Here is a 14,653-nt window from a genome sequence, read left to right as displayed (position 1 = left end):
TCTGACCAGTCGCCTGCACTTTTCTATGTCTAGTTCCGGCTCCTAGAGGTTCCCGTCATAAGCAATGAACACTTCGAGTACAGAAGATCGTGTACTCTTCGGTCCCTTGCTTATGCGTGCACCTCTGACCAGTCGCCTCCGCTTTTCTATGTATACTTTTTTTTATTTTTGGCGATAATGTTGGGGAAATAGTTGGGAGGTAATTGGGCGTGAGAAAAGGAACATTGAAGCAGATCTTGCTGATAACGGATGGGTGTTCGAATAAAGGTGAGGATCCTGCTGCAACAGCTGCTTTAGCTTATCAGCAAGGGATAACCGTAAATGTAATTGGAATATTAGATGATGATCAAACAGAACAGCCAGAAGGGTTGCAGGAAGTAGAAGATGTAGCTCTGTCTGGGGGTGGTGTTAGTCAATTAGTGTATAAACAGGCTTTATCTCAAACTGTTCAAATGGTAACGAAACAAGCAATGACACAAACATTGCAGGGTTTTGTTAATAAAGAATTGAAGCAAATATTAGGATCAAATCAATCGTTGGAGGACCTTGAACCGGAAAAACGGGGAGAAATCATGGAAGTTGTAGAAGACATGGGGGAAACTTGTGATCTTGAGGTGCTTGTTTTGGTTGATACGAGCGCAAGTATGCATGATAAACTCCCTACAGTTAAAGAGGCACTAATAGATCTTTCCATAAGCTTAAATGCGAGAATAGGCCGTAATCGTTTTTGTATCTTCAGTTTTCCAGGAAAACGAAAGGATATTCAAAAAGTATTTGATTGGTCACCTAAACTGGATGCTGTATCCACTATTTTTCCAAAGCTTACCAGTGGTGGAATTACTCCAACAGGACCGGCTATTCGAGAGGCAATGTATCAATTTGGTAAGAAGAGCTTACTAAGGAGCTTTAGAGATGAAGATGAACCAGGAATGGAAGAAGCATGGCATTGAGGTAAGGCCTGGAATGCAATTAAAGGGAAAATGGCATAAAAAGAGTTATCTCATAAAAGAGAAACTCGGATCCGGGGCGATTGGAACTGTTTACCTGTGTGAAACAAATGGCAAACCTGCAGCACTGAAAATTAGTGATAAAAGTACATCAATGACGGTTGAAGTCAATGTGTTAAAGTCGCTCGGAAAGGTCCAAGGAAATCGTCTTGGACCTTATTTAATAGATGTAGATGATTGGACTTCGCCATCCGGTGTAACCTATGCCTTTTATGTAATGGAGTATTTACGGGGCGAGTCGATGGCATCCTTTCTCAAGAGTCATGGAAGAGAGTGGGTAGGTGTCTTCATGCTTCAATTATTGGAGGATCTTGAACGATTGCATCAGTCTGGCTGGGTCTTCGGTGATTTAAAGACTGAAAATCTCCTCATTCTGAATTCACCTCCCAGAGTACGTTGGGTTGATGTAGGCGGAACCACTCAAATAGGAAGAGCAATTAAGGAATATACCGAGTTTTATGATAGAGGCTATTGGGGGCTAGGATCAAGGCGTGCCGAACCGAGCTATGATTTGTTTGCATTTGTTATGGTCTTTTTAAATGTTTATTATCCGAATCATTTTGAAAGAGGTGCCCCTCCTGAAAAAGTAATTTTTAAAAAAATAAATGATGTAAAGATATTACATCCATATAGCATTCCACTTAAGAAAGCAATAGTAGGAAAATACCAAACCAGTGCTGAGATGAAACGGGAAATTACGGATATACTCTATCGGCTTCAAAAAAAGAAACGATCAAGGTTAAAGCGAAAAAAAGAAACGAACATCGCTTTTTTTATAGAAGCAGGTGGGATTACAATTATAGCTGCAGGGTATTACCTTTTTTCTCTACTTTTATAGTGGAAAAAGGTATGATAGGGTAAAGATAGATTGCTAACTTGGGGTTGAATGGAAACATGATCAATAAAACCATAACTACGTTTATTAAAAAACATGGACTGCTGATGGAAGATACAACTGTATTAGTAGGTGTCTCTGGTGGTCCCGACTCGATGGCTTTACTCCATTTTTTACATTCTATTAGAGAAGAGTGGAACTTACAATTGATTGCAATTTCGGTTGACCATCAGCTAAGAGGAGATGAGTCGAAGGCAGATATGGACTATGTAAGGCATATATGTGATCAATGGAACATTACATTCATTGGAACCTCTGTGGATGTTCCCTCGTACAAAATAGAAAAGCATCTAGGTACACAACTTGCAGCAAGAGAACTTCGCTATCAATTTTTTGAACAGCAAATGAAATATCATGATGCAGCATACTTAGCATTGGGACACCATGGAGATGATCAAGTAGAGACTATGCTGATGAGTCTTGTGAGAACGGCCGATTCAAGTGCCTTTTCTGGAATCCCAGTTAAACGTAACTTCGCAGCAGGCCACATTATCCGTCCCTTACTATGTGTATCTAAAGAGCAAATCCTTACTTATTGCTTGGAGAACCGTATAGCACCAAGAATAGATCCAACAAATCATGAAACAGAATACACCAGAAATTATTTTAGGAAGTACTTACTTCCATTAATAAAAGAGAAAAACAGCAATATACATAATACAGTACAATACTTAAGTGAAACACTTCAGGAAGACGAAAGTTATCTCCGGCAAGAAGCATCCAAGCTTGTTGATCGTACGGTGGTCTTTCATGCTGAAAGTAAGCAAGCATCATTTGAAATCAGTCTATTTAAAACACATTCATATGCTTTACAAAGGCGTGCCTTTCATCTAATATTAAACTATCTGTATGATGATTTGCCTGGAAGTTTATCCTATATACATGAGCAGGATTTTTTCGCATTGTTAAAAAGTGATAAAAGCAATGTTCAAATTGACTTTCCATCCAATTTAAAGTTGGAAAAGTCTTATGAAAAAATGGTTATCTATTTTGCTGAGCATCACGATTCTTCTTATCACAAAACACTGGAGATACCCGGGGAAATTAAATTACCAGACGGCTCCATGGTTCGTGCTGACTATGTAAGTGTTTATTCTGAACAAAATGAACAGACTTACATTTGTGAGATAGAACAGGTTGCTTTACCATTACATATTCGAACACGCCAACGAGGAGACAGAATGCGTTGGAAAGGATTAGATGGAAGTAAAAAGATCAAGGATATTTTTATCGATGCAAAGGTGCCACGAAAAGATAGAAATAAGTGGCCAATTTTGATTGATAACAATGGAGAAGTTTTATGGCTTATCGGGCTAAAAAAAGGACAACCTGAAAAGGAAGTGGGAAGAAACGCTTCTTACATCCGAGTACACTATGAAAATGGCAGCTTGTAGGAGGAACAGTATATGCATAACGATATTAAAGAGGTTTTAATATCAGAAGAGGAAATAGAAAGAAAGTGCAGAGAGCTCGGGCAACAGCTCACTAAGGAATACAGTGGGAAGTTCCCATTAGCGATCGGAGTTCTAAAGGGTGCAATGCCTTTTATGTCAGATGTTCTGCGCTACACAGAGATTCATTTGGAAATGGACTTTATGGACGTCTCAAGCTATGGCAATGAGATGCGTTCATCAGGTGAAGTGAAGATTGTGAAAGACCTTAATACGCAAGTGGAAGGACGAGATCTGTTAATAATTGAAGATATTATTGATAGTGGTCTAACACTGGGGTATCTGGTTGACCTGTTTAAATACCGCAAAGCCAAGTCAATTAAAATTGTAACACTGCTCGATAAACCATCGGGAAGAACAGCAGATATCAAAGCGGACCTGATAGGCTTTGAAGTCCCAAATGAATTTGTTGTAGGGTATGGATTGGACTACCAGGAGAAATACCGCAATTTACCTTATATTGGTGTGTTAAAGCCAAAGATTTATGGCGGAGAAGAATAGAATCAGGGCGATTTGAAGTCAGATATAAAAGTATTAATTTAATAACCCATTCTACGCTTAAAAATAAAAAATATTTTTTATGGATATCATAAGCATGTTTTACAGGAACAAATTAAATAATGGATTTAGAGTTAAATTAGTTGTATTCCAACTTTTTCATATGGTACGATGTTATATAGTTTTTCCCCGCTTGGGAGGAGGTAGGCAATGAACCGGATATTTCGGAATGTATTCTTTTGGGTACTCATATTTCTAGTCGTAGTCGGCATTATAGGAGTATTCAATGGACAAAATGAAGAAGCAGAACAATTTAATGTACAACAATTTATTCAGGCTTTAAATAATGGTGAAATCGAAGAAATGACGATGCAGCCTGCAAACGGTATTATTCGCTACACAGGAACGTTGACGGATAAAGGTCAGCAATTCGTTGCGCAAGTACCGGATAACACAGATATCATTGCGTCAATAACAGATCAAGCAAATGAACAAAGTGTACTTAAAGTAGCAGAAGAGGAACAACCAAGCGGATGGGTTACGTTCTTAACGACAATGATTCCGTTTCTGATTATAGGACTATTTTTCTTGTTTATTCTTAGCCAAGCACAAGGTGGCGGCGGCGGTGGCCGAGTCATGAACTTTGGTAAAAGTAAAGCAAAAATGTACACAGAAGAAAAGAAAAAAGTTCGTTTTACAGATGTTGCAGGAGCAGATGAAGAAAAACAAGAACTTGTTGAAGTTGTTGAATTTCTGAAGGATCCTCGCAAATTTACAGCAGTAGGTGCACGTATTCCAAAAGGGGTACTTCTGGTAGGTCCTCCAGGGACAGGTAAAACATTACTTGCCCGTGCTGTTGCAGGTGAAGCAGGCACGCCATTCTTCTCAATTAGTGGTTCAGACTTTGTGGAGATGTTTGTAGGTGTTGGTGCTTCTCGTGTACGTGATCTATTTGAAAATGCGAAGAAAAATGCTCCGTGTATCATATTTATAGATGAGATAGATGCTGTTGGTAGACAACGTGGCGCAGGTCTTGGTGGAGGTCATGATGAACGTGAACAAACACTAAACCAGCTACTTGTTGAGATGGATGGTTTTGGTGCGAATGAAGGAATTATCATGATCGCAGCAACCAACCGTGCAGACATTCTTGACCCTGCATTACTGCGACCAGGACGTTTTGACCGTCAGATTACAGTGGATCGTCCAGATGTTAAAGGTCGTGAGGAAGTATTACAAGTCCATGCGAGAAACAAACCGTTGGATGAATCTGTGGAACTGAAAATTATTGCAATGCGTACACCAGGTTTCTCTGGTGCAGACTTAGAAAACCTGCTGAATGAGGCGGCTCTTGTTACAGCAAGAAATGATCGAACTGAAATTACTATGTTAGATGTCGATGAGGCAATTGATCGTGTAATTGCAGGGCCTGCTAAGAAAAGCAGGGTTATTTCCAAGAAAGAACGCAATATTGTAGCATACCATGAGAGTGGGCATACGATTATCGGTATGGTGCTTGACGATGCCGATATGGTCCACAAGGTTACGATTGTACCACGTGGTCAAGCTGGCGGTTATGCAGTTATGCTTCCTCGAGAAGATCGTTACTTTATGACCAAGCCGGAACTGCTTGATAAAATAACCGGACTATTAGGTGGTCGCGTTGCTGAAGAAATTATCTTTGGTGAAGTAAGTACTGGAGCACATAATGACTTCCAGCGTGCCACAGGAATAGCACGTAAAATGATTACCGAATTTGGTATGAGTGATAAAATCGGTCCACTTCAATTTACCAGTGGAAGCGGCGGAGACGTCTTCCTGGGTAGAGATATTGGAAACGAACAAAATTACAGTGATGCAATTGCTCATGATATTGATAAAGAAATGCAAAACCTTATTAATATTTGTTATGAGCGGGCAAGAACTATTCTTACCGAAAATAAAGATAAGCTAGAGCTTGTTGCGCAAACACTTCTAGAAATCGAAACGTTGGATGCCAAACAGATTAAAGGATTATTTGAAGATGGTGTACTTCCTCCGGAGCTTGAGGTGGAAGAAACTAAACCAAACGAGGACTTGAAAGTAAACATCCAGTCTAAAGATGAGGATGCAGATCCTGAATCCTTCGAAAAAGCCAAAAAAGAAGCTGATAACAAAGTAGAAGAGAGAAAAAGTCACATTAATGATCCGATTATGAGAGATAACACGCCTCCTTCAGATGAAGAGGATAAGAAGAAGTAACATAAGCAGCAGCCACCTATTAATAGTAAGTGGCTGCTTTTAATTTTCTTAGAACCAACCTGTTAACGCAGCGTTCCTCTACAGTTGAAGAAGGGAAAGTCTAAGTGAATCTTATACTCTGGAGTGAATCTCCTGCGCCAGTGGAAGATTGACTAACTCTGCCGCTTTGCACGGCAACGTCGACCCACCCGCGATGCGCGGGCAGCGCATACGGTGATAAACGGGCGCCCTGCGCCTTTGTTCTTTCTAATAAATTCTAAAGTATGGTATATTAAAAAAATAGAAAAGACAGGAAGGTTTGGTTGGCGAAATGTTATTTGTTCTCGATGTAGGAAACACAAATACGGTGTTAGGTGTCTTTGAGAAAGATCAATTAAAGTATGAATGGAGAATTAAGACCGATCGACATAAAACCGAAGACGAATTTGGTATGTTAATAAAATCTTTGTTCGACCATAAAGATATCACTTTTTCGGCTGTTGAAGGAGTTATAATTTCATCAGTAGTCCCTCCAATTATGTTTGCCCTTGAAAAGATGTGCCGTGATTATTTCAATTTAGAGCCTTTAGTTATAGGGAAAGAAACAGTCCAGTCATTTTTGAAAATGAAATATCCTAACCCAAAAGAAATTGGAGCGGATCGTATCGTAAATGCTGTAGGTGCGATAAAAGAGTATGGAGCACCCCTTATACTAATTGATTTTGGTACTGCGACCACGTACTGTTATGTAAATGAGCAGGAAGAATATGAAGGAGGAATCATTTCTCCGGGGATTAATATCTCTATGGATGCACTATACAGTAAAGCCTCTAAGCTTCCTAAAATTGAAATTGAAACTCCAAAGAACGTTATTGGGACTTCTACTGTTGAGGCAATGCAGTCGGGGGTTCTTTATGGATACGTAGGACAAGTAGATGGAATAGTAAAGCGTATGCAGGATCAAATGAAGGTAAGTGCAACTGTTATTGCTACAGGTGGGTTATCTTCATTAATTGCAAAAGAGTCAAAAACGATCAATTATGTAGACCAGCATCTCACCTTGAAAGGTCTGTATTTAATTTATCAATTGAATTGAAAAATGAAGGAGAGTACACCATGAAAGATTATCTTGTAAAAGCTACAGTTTATGATGGCAAAGTTCGTGCATATGCAATAAGTTCAACAGATACCGTAGAAGAAGCGCGTAGACGTCATGACACATGGGCGACCACTTCTGCTGCTTTAGGAAGAACAATAACCATAATAACCATGATGGGAGCAATGCTTAAAGGGGATGACTCTGTTACGGTTAAGATTGAAGGAAATGGGCCAGTAGGTTCCATTCTAGCTGATGGAAATGCTAAAGGAGAGGTGCGGGGCTATGTTATGAACCCCCATGTTGATTTTGATTTAAATGAAAAAGGGAAATTGGATGTAGCTCGGGCAGTAGGAAAAGAAGGCAGTATCAGTGTAATTAAAGATTTAGGTTTAAAAGACTTTTTTACTGGAGAGGTACCTATTATTTCCGGGGAAATTAGTGAGGATTTCACATACTACTTTGCTACTTCCGAACAAACACCTTCTGCCGTAGGTGCTGGGGTTTTAATTAATCCAGACCATACAGTTCTTGCTGCGGGTGGGTTTATTGTACAAGTAATGCCTGGTGCTGACGAGGAAATTATTAGTCGCTTAGAAGAACAAATCCAAGCCTTTCCTGCAATTTCAACCCTTATTCAAGAAGGAAATTCGCCGGAAGAAATCTTACAGCGAATGTTTAGTGAAGAAGAGATTAAATTTCACGAAACGCTACCAGTGACATTTCGCTGTAAATGCTCGAAGGAGCGAGTGGAGAATGCAATTATTGGATTGGGAAAAGAAGAAATCCAAAAGATGATTGAAGAAGATCATGGTGCAGAGGCTAACTGTCATTTCTGTAATGAAACCTATCGTTTCACAGTAGAAGAATTGGAAGAGATAAAACAACTGTAATAGAACGAACTGCAAGAAATACAGGGGGAAGAAACCTATGTCCAAAAAATTACTATTAGGTGTAATTATCGTCCTTTTAATTACAAATATCGCTTCGTTGTTGTTTTGGAACAAGGATGAAACTGTTGTAATAAGTACAGATGAAGAAGGTTCGGAAATAAGTAGAGAGCAGCCGGTAGCCGTAATTGATGGGGAAGAGATATCCTATGATGAATGGATGTCTGTGCTGAGAAGCAACCATGGGGAAAAACAACTGAAAACAATGATTGACGGCGCAGTTGTAAAGCAGTTAGCTGATGAAAGAAATATAGAGATTGATGAAAAGGTTATCGAGCGAGAAACAGCTATGTTGACAGCTATGCAGGGTGTTATGAGTCAAGAAGAATTTGAGCAGATTGCAAAGAACTGGCGGGATGATATTATCTACCGGTACCAATTGGAAATGCTTTTAACTGAAGGTACCTCAATCCCGGAGGATGAAGTCGAATCCTATTATAATACGTATGGAAATCAATACGATTACACATCTTCCATGCAGCTTTCACATATTATTGTACAAAACTTTGATGTTGCAGAACAGATTATAGAAGAGCTAGAAGATGGTGCCTCCTTTGATTTGCTTGCACAGGAATATTCTACGGATGAAGAATCAAAAAACGATGGTGGTTACCTCGGGTTTATTTTTACCACAAGTCAGTTTTTCCCGAATGGATATGAAGAAGTGGCTAATAACATGGAAGAACACTCCTATAGTGAACCATTCCGTGCCGATTCTGGTGTAGCCATAGTATATCTCCACCGCAAACTTCCTGCTATTAAATTTACGTATGAAGAAATGAAGCCATACATTGAAAGTGAACTTGCATTGAGAAAATTAGAACAATCACTTAACGCCAATCCGTTATGGGATGAACTACACATAGAATGGCTTTATGATGAATAGCCGGTGCATATAAAAATAACGCCTATTTTTTGGTTTATTAGTTGACATTCTGATGTGTAAAACGTACATTAGAATTAAATCATACAAAATAACTAGGGATTAGGAGGTAATTTGATGAGAGTTGCTAATGATATAGCTGGTTTAATTGGTGAAACACCTATAGTTAAATTAAATCGGATGACAGACAAAAACAGTGCCGATATCTATTTAAAATTAGAATTTATGAATCCAGGGAGTTCAGTGAAGGATCGTATCGCTATAGCAATGATAGAAGCTGCTGAGAAAGAGGGTGTCCTAAAAGATGGGGACACAATAATCGAACCTACAAGTGGAAACACTGGTATAGGCTTGGCGATGGTTGCGGCAGCAAAAGGTTATAAAGCTGTTTTAGTAATGCCGGATACAATGAGTAAAGAGCGTCGTAATTTATTACGGGCTTATGGGGCAAAGTTAGTCTTAACCCCAGGAGCAGAAGGTATGAAGGGTGCAATCAAAAAGGCTGAGGAACTTAAAGAAGAAAATGGTTACTTTATGCCGCAGCAGTTTAACAATGAAGCAAATCCAGAAGTGCATGCTCGTACAACTGGAAATGAAATTGTTGAACAGATGAATGATGGATTGGATGCTTTCGTATCTGGTATTGGTACGGGCGGAACGATTACTGGAGCAGGTAAAGTACTCAAAGACCATTTCAAGGGAATTAAAATGTATGCAGTAGAGCCTACGGATTCCGCCATTTTATCTGGAAGAGCACCGGGTCCACATAAGATTCAAGGGATTGGTGCAGGGTTCGTACCTGAGATACTAAATACTGAAATATACGATGAAGTTATTACTATTGAGAATGAAGAAGCGTTTGAAACATCACGTGAAGTAGCAACAACAAACGGAATACTTGGCGGAATTTCCGCTGGTGCTGCTGTTGCAGCAGCTAAAAAAGTAGCAAAGCAGTTAGGTAAAGGCAAGAAAGTTCTTGCAATATTCCCAGATAATGGGGAGAGATATCTATCTACACCACTTTATCAGTTCGATGAAGAATAATAAGTAAGACAAAAAGACTGGCATCTTATAATTTTAGATGCTAGTCTTTTTTCATTATGATACGATAGAAAAGCCAAAGGATTAGTGAAAGAGGGTAGATCATTTATGATTTTAAAAACTAGAACAAAAACATATAATTTAGCTGAACGCACACATATAATGGGGATTTTAAATGTAACCCCAGATTCGTTTTCAGACGGAGGCTCTTACACAACAACTGCAAATGCAGTAAAACAAGCAATGGAGATGGAGAGACTTGGTGCTGATATTATTGATGTAGGAGGCGAGTCGACACGGCCAAATCACGAGCCTGTATCACTTGAAGAAGAGTTGATTCGCATTATCCCTATTATTAAAGCATTAAATGAAAAGCTAACCATTCCAATATCAATTGATACCTATAAGGCAGAGGTTGCCAGGCAGGCCGTTGAAGCAGGTGCTGATATTATTAATGATGTGTGGGGTGCTAAAAGGGAACGGGAGATCGCCACAGTAGCAGCGCGTTACAACGTACCAATTATTCTGATGCATAACCGTACAAATAAAACTTATAATTCTTTAATTGAAGATATGAAGAATGATTTAAATGAAAGTATTAAAATTGCAACACAGGCAGGAGTTCCTAAAGAAAATATAGTACTAGATCCAGGAGTGGGGTTTGCTAAAACAGCTAAGGATAACTTAGCAGTAATGAATAACCTGGAAAAATTCAAAGATTTAGGTTACCCAATTTTACTTGGAGCATCGAGAAAAACATTTATAGGGGAGATCCTGGATCTCTCAGCTGAAGAGCGCGATCATGGCACGGGGGCGACAACATGCTTAGGTATATCAAAAGGTGTCCAAATTGTTCGGGTCCATAATGTAAAAATAAATAAAGAGCTAGCGCAGGTAATGGATGCAATGCTCAGCTCGGAAGGTAGTTAAAATGGATAAAATACTGCTTACTAATTTACAATTCTATGGCTATCACGGATTACTGCCAGAGGAGAACAAACTTGGTCAGCGTTTTAATGTGGATGTAGAAATGATAGTTGACTTAAAGAAGCCTGGTATAACAGATGATATGAATGATTCTATTCATTATGGACAAGCATTCGAACTAATAAAAGAAATCGTAGAGGGAGAGCCATATAATCTAATAGAAGCAGTAGCGGGCGCTATAGCAGAAAAACTGTTAACATCGTTCAACTTATTAGAAGCTTGTACAGTAAAAGTAATTAAACCAGATCCTCCCATTCCGGGACACTACCACTCGGTTGCTGTGGAGATTTACAGGGAGAAAAGTAAATGAATATAGCCTATGTTGCATTGGGAACAAATATAGAGCCGAGAGACCAGCATATCGCGAACGCATTGGAATTAGTTTCAGGACACGAACATATCCGAATAAGTAAAAAATCGTCCATCTACCAAACAGCGCCTGTAGGATATACAGATCAAGCAGACTTTTTAAATATGGTAATCGAAATTGAAACATCGCTTTCTTCCTTGGATTTATTGGGTTTTTGCCAAAAAATCGAGCGGGAATTAGGAAGGAAACGCGAAATCCGGTTCGGTCCTCGAACAATAGACCTTGACATTTTGGTCTATAATCAAGAAAATAGTGAAACGGAGCGGTTAACTATTCCGCACCCAAGAATGCATGAACGTGCGTTTGTGCTCATACCATTAAATGAACTGGCGCCAAACTTAATTATTTCAGCAAACGGAAATCGTAAGTCTGTTGCTGATTATATAGATAGGCTTTCAGAAAGAGAAAAAAAGGATGTAGTCAAATGGATACGAAACGAATCGGGAGAAGAATAAAGGCCTTTCGAAAGTTAAAAGGGTATACGCAGATAGCTTTTGCGAATGAATTAGAAGTCCCTATTGCGGTTATGGGTGCTGTTGAACGAGGGACAAAACAAGCATCTGATGAGTTACTGGATCGGGTTTCTGCCACGTTGGCTATTTCAAAAGAGGAATTGACACTGCGTGAAGCTAATCAAGATGTTAAAGGTGAGAATATGGAGGAATAACAAATTGCGAAGCGGCGTTTAGATGAAACTGGTGTGGATGCTGTAATGATTGGCCGTGCGGCACTAGGTAATCCGTGGATGATCTATCAAACAGTGAAGTACCTGGCAATGGGAAAATCAGACGCCGTATTAATGAAGCTGAAACTCGTGAGGGGTTATTGGATATCTTATATGCCTACGCTCTTGAATTAAAAGCAGAAAGACAAGCATCTTAATGGGTATTTTAAAGTTATAGCAGAAATCTGCCAGTGATCTAACTGGCAGGTTTTTGTACATAAAGAAAGCAAAGCAGGTTTAATTAGTTAAGAGAAGGTTATTTTCGTGAAAGAAATAGCGTTTTCCGATATACTTACCTATAACAATGACTGGAGTGATGAGTGGTGTCAGAAGAAATAAATGAACAAATGCAAGTTAGACGAGATAAACTTAATGTATACCGAGACCAGGGCTTGGATCCATTTGGAGGAAAATATGCAAGAACACATTTAGCAAAAGAACTACTTGAATTGTACGATACATTTTCCAAGGAAGAATTAGAGGGCAAAGAAGATCAGGTAACAATCGCTGGCAGAATGATGACGAAGCGCGGTAAAGGAAAAGCGGGTTTCGCTCATCTTCAGGACCTTAGTGGACAAATCCAAATTTACGTGCGCAAAGATGCTATTGGTGACGAAGCGTATGAAGTCTTTAAAACCACTGACATTGGAGATATTATAGGTGTTACTGGCGTAATGTTTAAAACAAACGTTGGTGAGTTATCGGTAAAGGCAACAGAGTTTCACCTATTAACAAAGTCTCTTCGTCCATTGCCTGAGAAATATCACGGACTCAAAGATATTGAGCAGCGTTACCGTCAGCGTTATTTGGACTTGATTACGAATATGGATAGCAGAGAAACATTTATAATAAGAAGTAAAATCATACAATCAATGCGTCGATATCTTGATGAGCAAGGTTTTCTGGAAGTGGAAACCCCGATGATGCATGGCATTCCTGGTGGGGCTACTGCGCGCCCGTTCGAGACCCATCATAATGCATTGGACATTCAATTGTATATGCGAATTGCAATCGAGCTGCATTTGAAGCGGTTGATCGTAGGTGGAATGGAAAAAGTATATGAAATTGGACGCGTCTTCCGTAATGAAGGGGTATCAACTAGACATAACCCAGAGTTTACTATGATTGAATTGTATGAGGCGTACGCTGATTATCATGATATTATGTCTTTAACAGAGAACTTGATTGCCCATATCTCTAAAGAAGTATTAGGAACGGCCAAAGTAACCTATGGAGAAACAGAAATCGATTTGGAGCCAGAATGGACAAGACTTCATATTGTTGACGCAGTAAAAGAAAAAACTGGTGTAGATTTCTGGAAGCAAATGACTAATGAAGAAGCACGCGCATTAGCAAAAGAACATGGCATTGCTATAAGTGACACAATGACATTTGGTCATATCTTAAATGAATTCTTTGAGCAAAAAGTAGAAGAAGAGCTGATCCAACCTACATTTATCTATGGACACCCAGTAGAAATCTCTCCGTTGGCAAAGAAGAATAAAGAAGATGAGCGATTTACAGATCGGTTTGAATTATTTATTGTTGGGCGTGAACACGCAAATGCGTTTAGTGAATTAAATGATCCAATTGATCAAAGAGAACGTTTTGAAGCACAAGTAAAAGAAAGAACAGAAGGTAATGATGAAGCACATCTAATGGATGCTGATTTCCTGGAAGCATTGGAATATGGAATGCCTCCAACAGGTGGGTTAGGTATTGGTATTGATCGTCTAGTTATGCTGTTGACTAATTCACCATCTATCCGAGACGTATTACTATTTCCTCAAATGAGAAATAAATAAGATCAGTTAGTATAAGGATGGCTCTGAAAGAAGCGATTTGATTAATAAATCGGTCTGGAAGAGCCATTTTTATATTAAAAAACTTCGAACTGCAGGTAAGTACCTTTAGCATAGAGGGAAATCAGTTTAAGATATGTAGCGATGCATTTGCACTTGTAATGAACGAATAGGCTTAGTCTAAGTATGAGCTCCGTTAAGCGGCTGAGTAAAAAGGGAGAATCACAATATACATTTCCAGTAAATTCCTATGTAAAATACTATTGATTTAATGGAATAAACGTGGTAAATTAAATGTCGTTGTTTAAAATAACAGCATAGAAAATCATTTAATATACTTCATTAAAAAAGAAATGAAAAAAGTGTTGACTTACACAAAGCAGCATGGTATATTAATCAAGTCGCCAATTTGGGGCAAGCAATTAAACACTTTAAATGAATTAAAAAAAGTGTTGACAAGAAACGTGAAAAAATGTTATGATATAAAAGTTGCTTTAAACGGCAGCGATTGAATTTGCTCCTTGAAAACTGAACAAAACAACCAGTATGTTAAGAAGGCGAAAGCATCTGCTTAGCGACGTATGGGCTGGACTGATCCGCATGAGACAAAGGAAACACGATGAACGCAAGTGAATCGATGTTGACTTGTCGCAAGGAGGAAAAGGAAGCCAATTAGTCGCTGGATGCTGGAGCTGGACTTAAGAGAAACATGAATTTGTTTTTCGAAAT

The 14,653-nt window shown here is 39.0% G+C and carries 15 protein-coding genes and 1 pseudogene; all 16 read left to right on the top strand.

All coding sequences use genetic code 11. The features are described from left to right. Nucleotides 1-209 precede the first annotated feature (209 nt). The 16 genes and pseudogenes from QGM71_RS21470 (at nt 210) to lysS (ending at nt 13,927) form a co-directional block, all read left to right on the top strand. A complete protein-coding gene (locus QGM71_RS21470) occupies nt 210-950 on the top strand; it encodes a VWA domain-containing protein (RefSeq protein WP_327609596.1) in 741 nt (246 codons plus the stop codon). Beyond that, entirely contained in the window at nt 913-1,845 is a 933-nt protein-coding gene (locus QGM71_RS21465; protein WP_327609595.1) for a protein kinase domain-containing protein, read from the top strand. The genes QGM71_RS21470 and QGM71_RS21465 overlap by 38 nt, the downstream gene beginning before the upstream one ends. Before the next feature lie 56 nt (nt 1,846-1,901). Next, complete coding sequence (gene tilS, locus QGM71_RS21460; protein ID WP_327609594.1) at nt 1,902-3,296, top strand: tRNA lysidine(34) synthetase TilS; 1,395 nt, start codon at nt 1,902-1,904, stop codon at nt 3,294-3,296. 12 nt (nt 3,297-3,308) lie between these two features. Continuing rightward, complete coding sequence (hpt, locus tag QGM71_RS21455; protein ID WP_327609593.1) at nt 3,309-3,854, top strand: hypoxanthine phosphoribosyltransferase; 546 nt, start codon at nt 3,309-3,311, stop codon at nt 3,852-3,854. A 207-nt stretch (nt 3,855-4,061) separates the two neighbouring features. Then, a complete protein-coding gene (gene ftsH, locus QGM71_RS21450; protein WP_327609592.1) occupies nt 4,062-6,092 on the top strand; it encodes an ATP-dependent zinc metalloprotease FtsH in 2,031 nt (676 codons plus the stop codon). Nucleotides 6,093-6,402: 310 nt separating this feature from the next. After that, nucleotides 6,403-7,167, top strand: a complete 765-nt coding sequence (locus tag QGM71_RS21445) for a type III pantothenate kinase (protein WP_327609598.1) — start codon at nt 6,403-6,405, stop codon at nt 7,165-7,167. A gap of 20 nt (nt 7,168-7,187) precedes the next feature. Further along, a complete protein-coding gene (gene hslO, locus QGM71_RS21440) occupies nt 7,188-8,060 on the top strand; it encodes an Hsp33 family molecular chaperone HslO (RefSeq protein ID WP_327609591.1) in 873 nt (290 codons plus the stop codon). A gap of 37 nt (nt 8,061-8,097) precedes the next feature. Next, a complete protein-coding gene (locus QGM71_RS21435; RefSeq protein WP_327609590.1) occupies nt 8,098-9,003 on the top strand; it encodes a peptidylprolyl isomerase in 906 nt (301 codons plus the stop codon). A 114-nt stretch (nt 9,004-9,117) separates the two neighbouring features. Next, nucleotides 9,118-10,044, top strand: coding sequence for a cysteine synthase A (gene cysK / locus QGM71_RS21430; protein ID WP_327609589.1), 927 nt, complete (start codon nt 9,118-9,120; stop codon nt 10,042-10,044). A 105-nt stretch (nt 10,045-10,149) separates the two neighbouring features. Then, on the top strand, nt 10,150-10,971 hold the full coding sequence (folP, locus tag QGM71_RS21425; RefSeq protein WP_327609588.1) for a dihydropteroate synthase: 822 nt from the start codon (nt 10,150-10,152) through the stop codon (nt 10,969-10,971). A gap of 1 nt (nt 10,972) precedes the next feature. Beyond that, nucleotides 10,973-11,338, top strand: a complete 366-nt coding sequence (gene folB / locus QGM71_RS21420; RefSeq protein WP_327609587.1) for a dihydroneopterin aldolase — start codon at nt 10,973-10,975, stop codon at nt 11,336-11,338. Further along, nucleotides 11,335-11,853, top strand: coding sequence for a 2-amino-4-hydroxy-6-hydroxymethyldihydropteridine diphosphokinase (gene folK / locus QGM71_RS21415; RefSeq protein WP_327609586.1), 519 nt, complete (start codon nt 11,335-11,337; stop codon nt 11,851-11,853). Before folB ends, folK begins: the two co-directional genes overlap by 4 nt. Further along, a complete protein-coding gene (locus QGM71_RS21410; RefSeq protein WP_327609585.1) occupies nt 11,823-12,065 on the top strand; it encodes a helix-turn-helix domain-containing protein in 243 nt (80 codons plus the stop codon). Before folK ends, QGM71_RS21410 begins: the two co-directional genes overlap by 31 nt. Beyond that, nucleotides 12,066-12,182, top strand: a pseudogene (locus tag QGM71_RS21405) (tRNA-dihydrouridine synthase); the annotation flags it as partial. After that, complete coding sequence (locus QGM71_RS21400; protein WP_327609584.1) at nt 12,140-12,280, top strand: hypothetical protein; 141 nt, start codon at nt 12,140-12,142, stop codon at nt 12,278-12,280. The pseudogene QGM71_RS21405 and the gene QGM71_RS21400, both read left to right, overlap by 43 nt. A 189-nt stretch (nt 12,281-12,469) precedes the next feature. Continuing rightward, complete coding sequence (lysS, locus tag QGM71_RS21395; RefSeq protein WP_327609597.1) at nt 12,470-13,927, top strand: lysine--tRNA ligase; 1,458 nt, start codon at nt 12,470-12,472, stop codon at nt 13,925-13,927. The last annotated feature ends 726 nt before the right edge of the window (nt 13,928-14,653 follow it).

The organism is Virgibacillus tibetensis (genome assembly GCF_036026595.1).
GTDB classification, from domain to species: domain Bacteria; phylum Bacillota; class Bacilli; order Bacillales; family Amphibacillaceae; genus Virgibacillus_P; species Virgibacillus_P tibetensis.
This window is presented reverse-complemented; position numbering and strand designations above follow the sequence as displayed.

What these genes read in the sequence shown, in the direction of transcription:
- QGM71_RS21465 (WP_327609595.1), top strand. Translation starts at nt 913, where the DNA reads ATGAAGATGAACCAGGAATGGAAGAAGCATGGCATTGAGGTAAGGCCT.
- tilS (WP_327609594.1), top strand. Translation starts at nt 1,902, where the DNA reads ATGATCAATAAAACCATAACTACGTTTATTAAAAAACATGGACTGCTG.
- hpt (WP_327609593.1), top strand. Translation starts at nt 3,309, where the DNA reads ATGCATAACGATATTAAAGAGGTTTTAATATCAGAAGAGGAAATAGAA.
- ftsH (WP_327609592.1), top strand. Translation starts at nt 4,062, where the DNA reads ATGAACCGGATATTTCGGAATGTATTCTTTTGGGTACTCATATTTCTA.
- QGM71_RS21445 (WP_327609598.1), top strand. Translation starts at nt 6,403, where the DNA reads ATGTTATTTGTTCTCGATGTAGGAAACACAAATACGGTGTTAGGTGTC.
- hslO (WP_327609591.1), top strand. Translation starts at nt 7,188, where the DNA reads ATGAAAGATTATCTTGTAAAAGCTACAGTTTATGATGGCAAAGTTCGT.
- QGM71_RS21435 (WP_327609590.1), top strand. Translation starts at nt 8,098, where the DNA reads ATGTCCAAAAAATTACTATTAGGTGTAATTATCGTCCTTTTAATTACA.
- cysK (WP_327609589.1), top strand. Translation starts at nt 9,118, where the DNA reads ATGAGAGTTGCTAATGATATAGCTGGTTTAATTGGTGAAACACCTATA.
- folP (WP_327609588.1), top strand. Translation starts at nt 10,150, where the DNA reads ATGATTTTAAAAACTAGAACAAAAACATATAATTTAGCTGAACGCACA.
- folB (WP_327609587.1), top strand. Translation starts at nt 10,973, where the DNA reads ATGGATAAAATACTGCTTACTAATTTACAATTCTATGGCTATCACGGA.
- folK (WP_327609586.1), top strand. Translation starts at nt 11,335, where the DNA reads ATGAATATAGCCTATGTTGCATTGGGAACAAATATAGAGCCGAGAGAC.
- QGM71_RS21410 (WP_327609585.1), top strand. Translation starts at nt 11,823, where the DNA reads ATGGATACGAAACGAATCGGGAGAAGAATAAAGGCCTTTCGAAAGTTA.
- lysS (WP_327609597.1), top strand. Translation starts at nt 12,470, where the DNA reads ATGCAAGTTAGACGAGATAAACTTAATGTATACCGAGACCAGGGCTTG.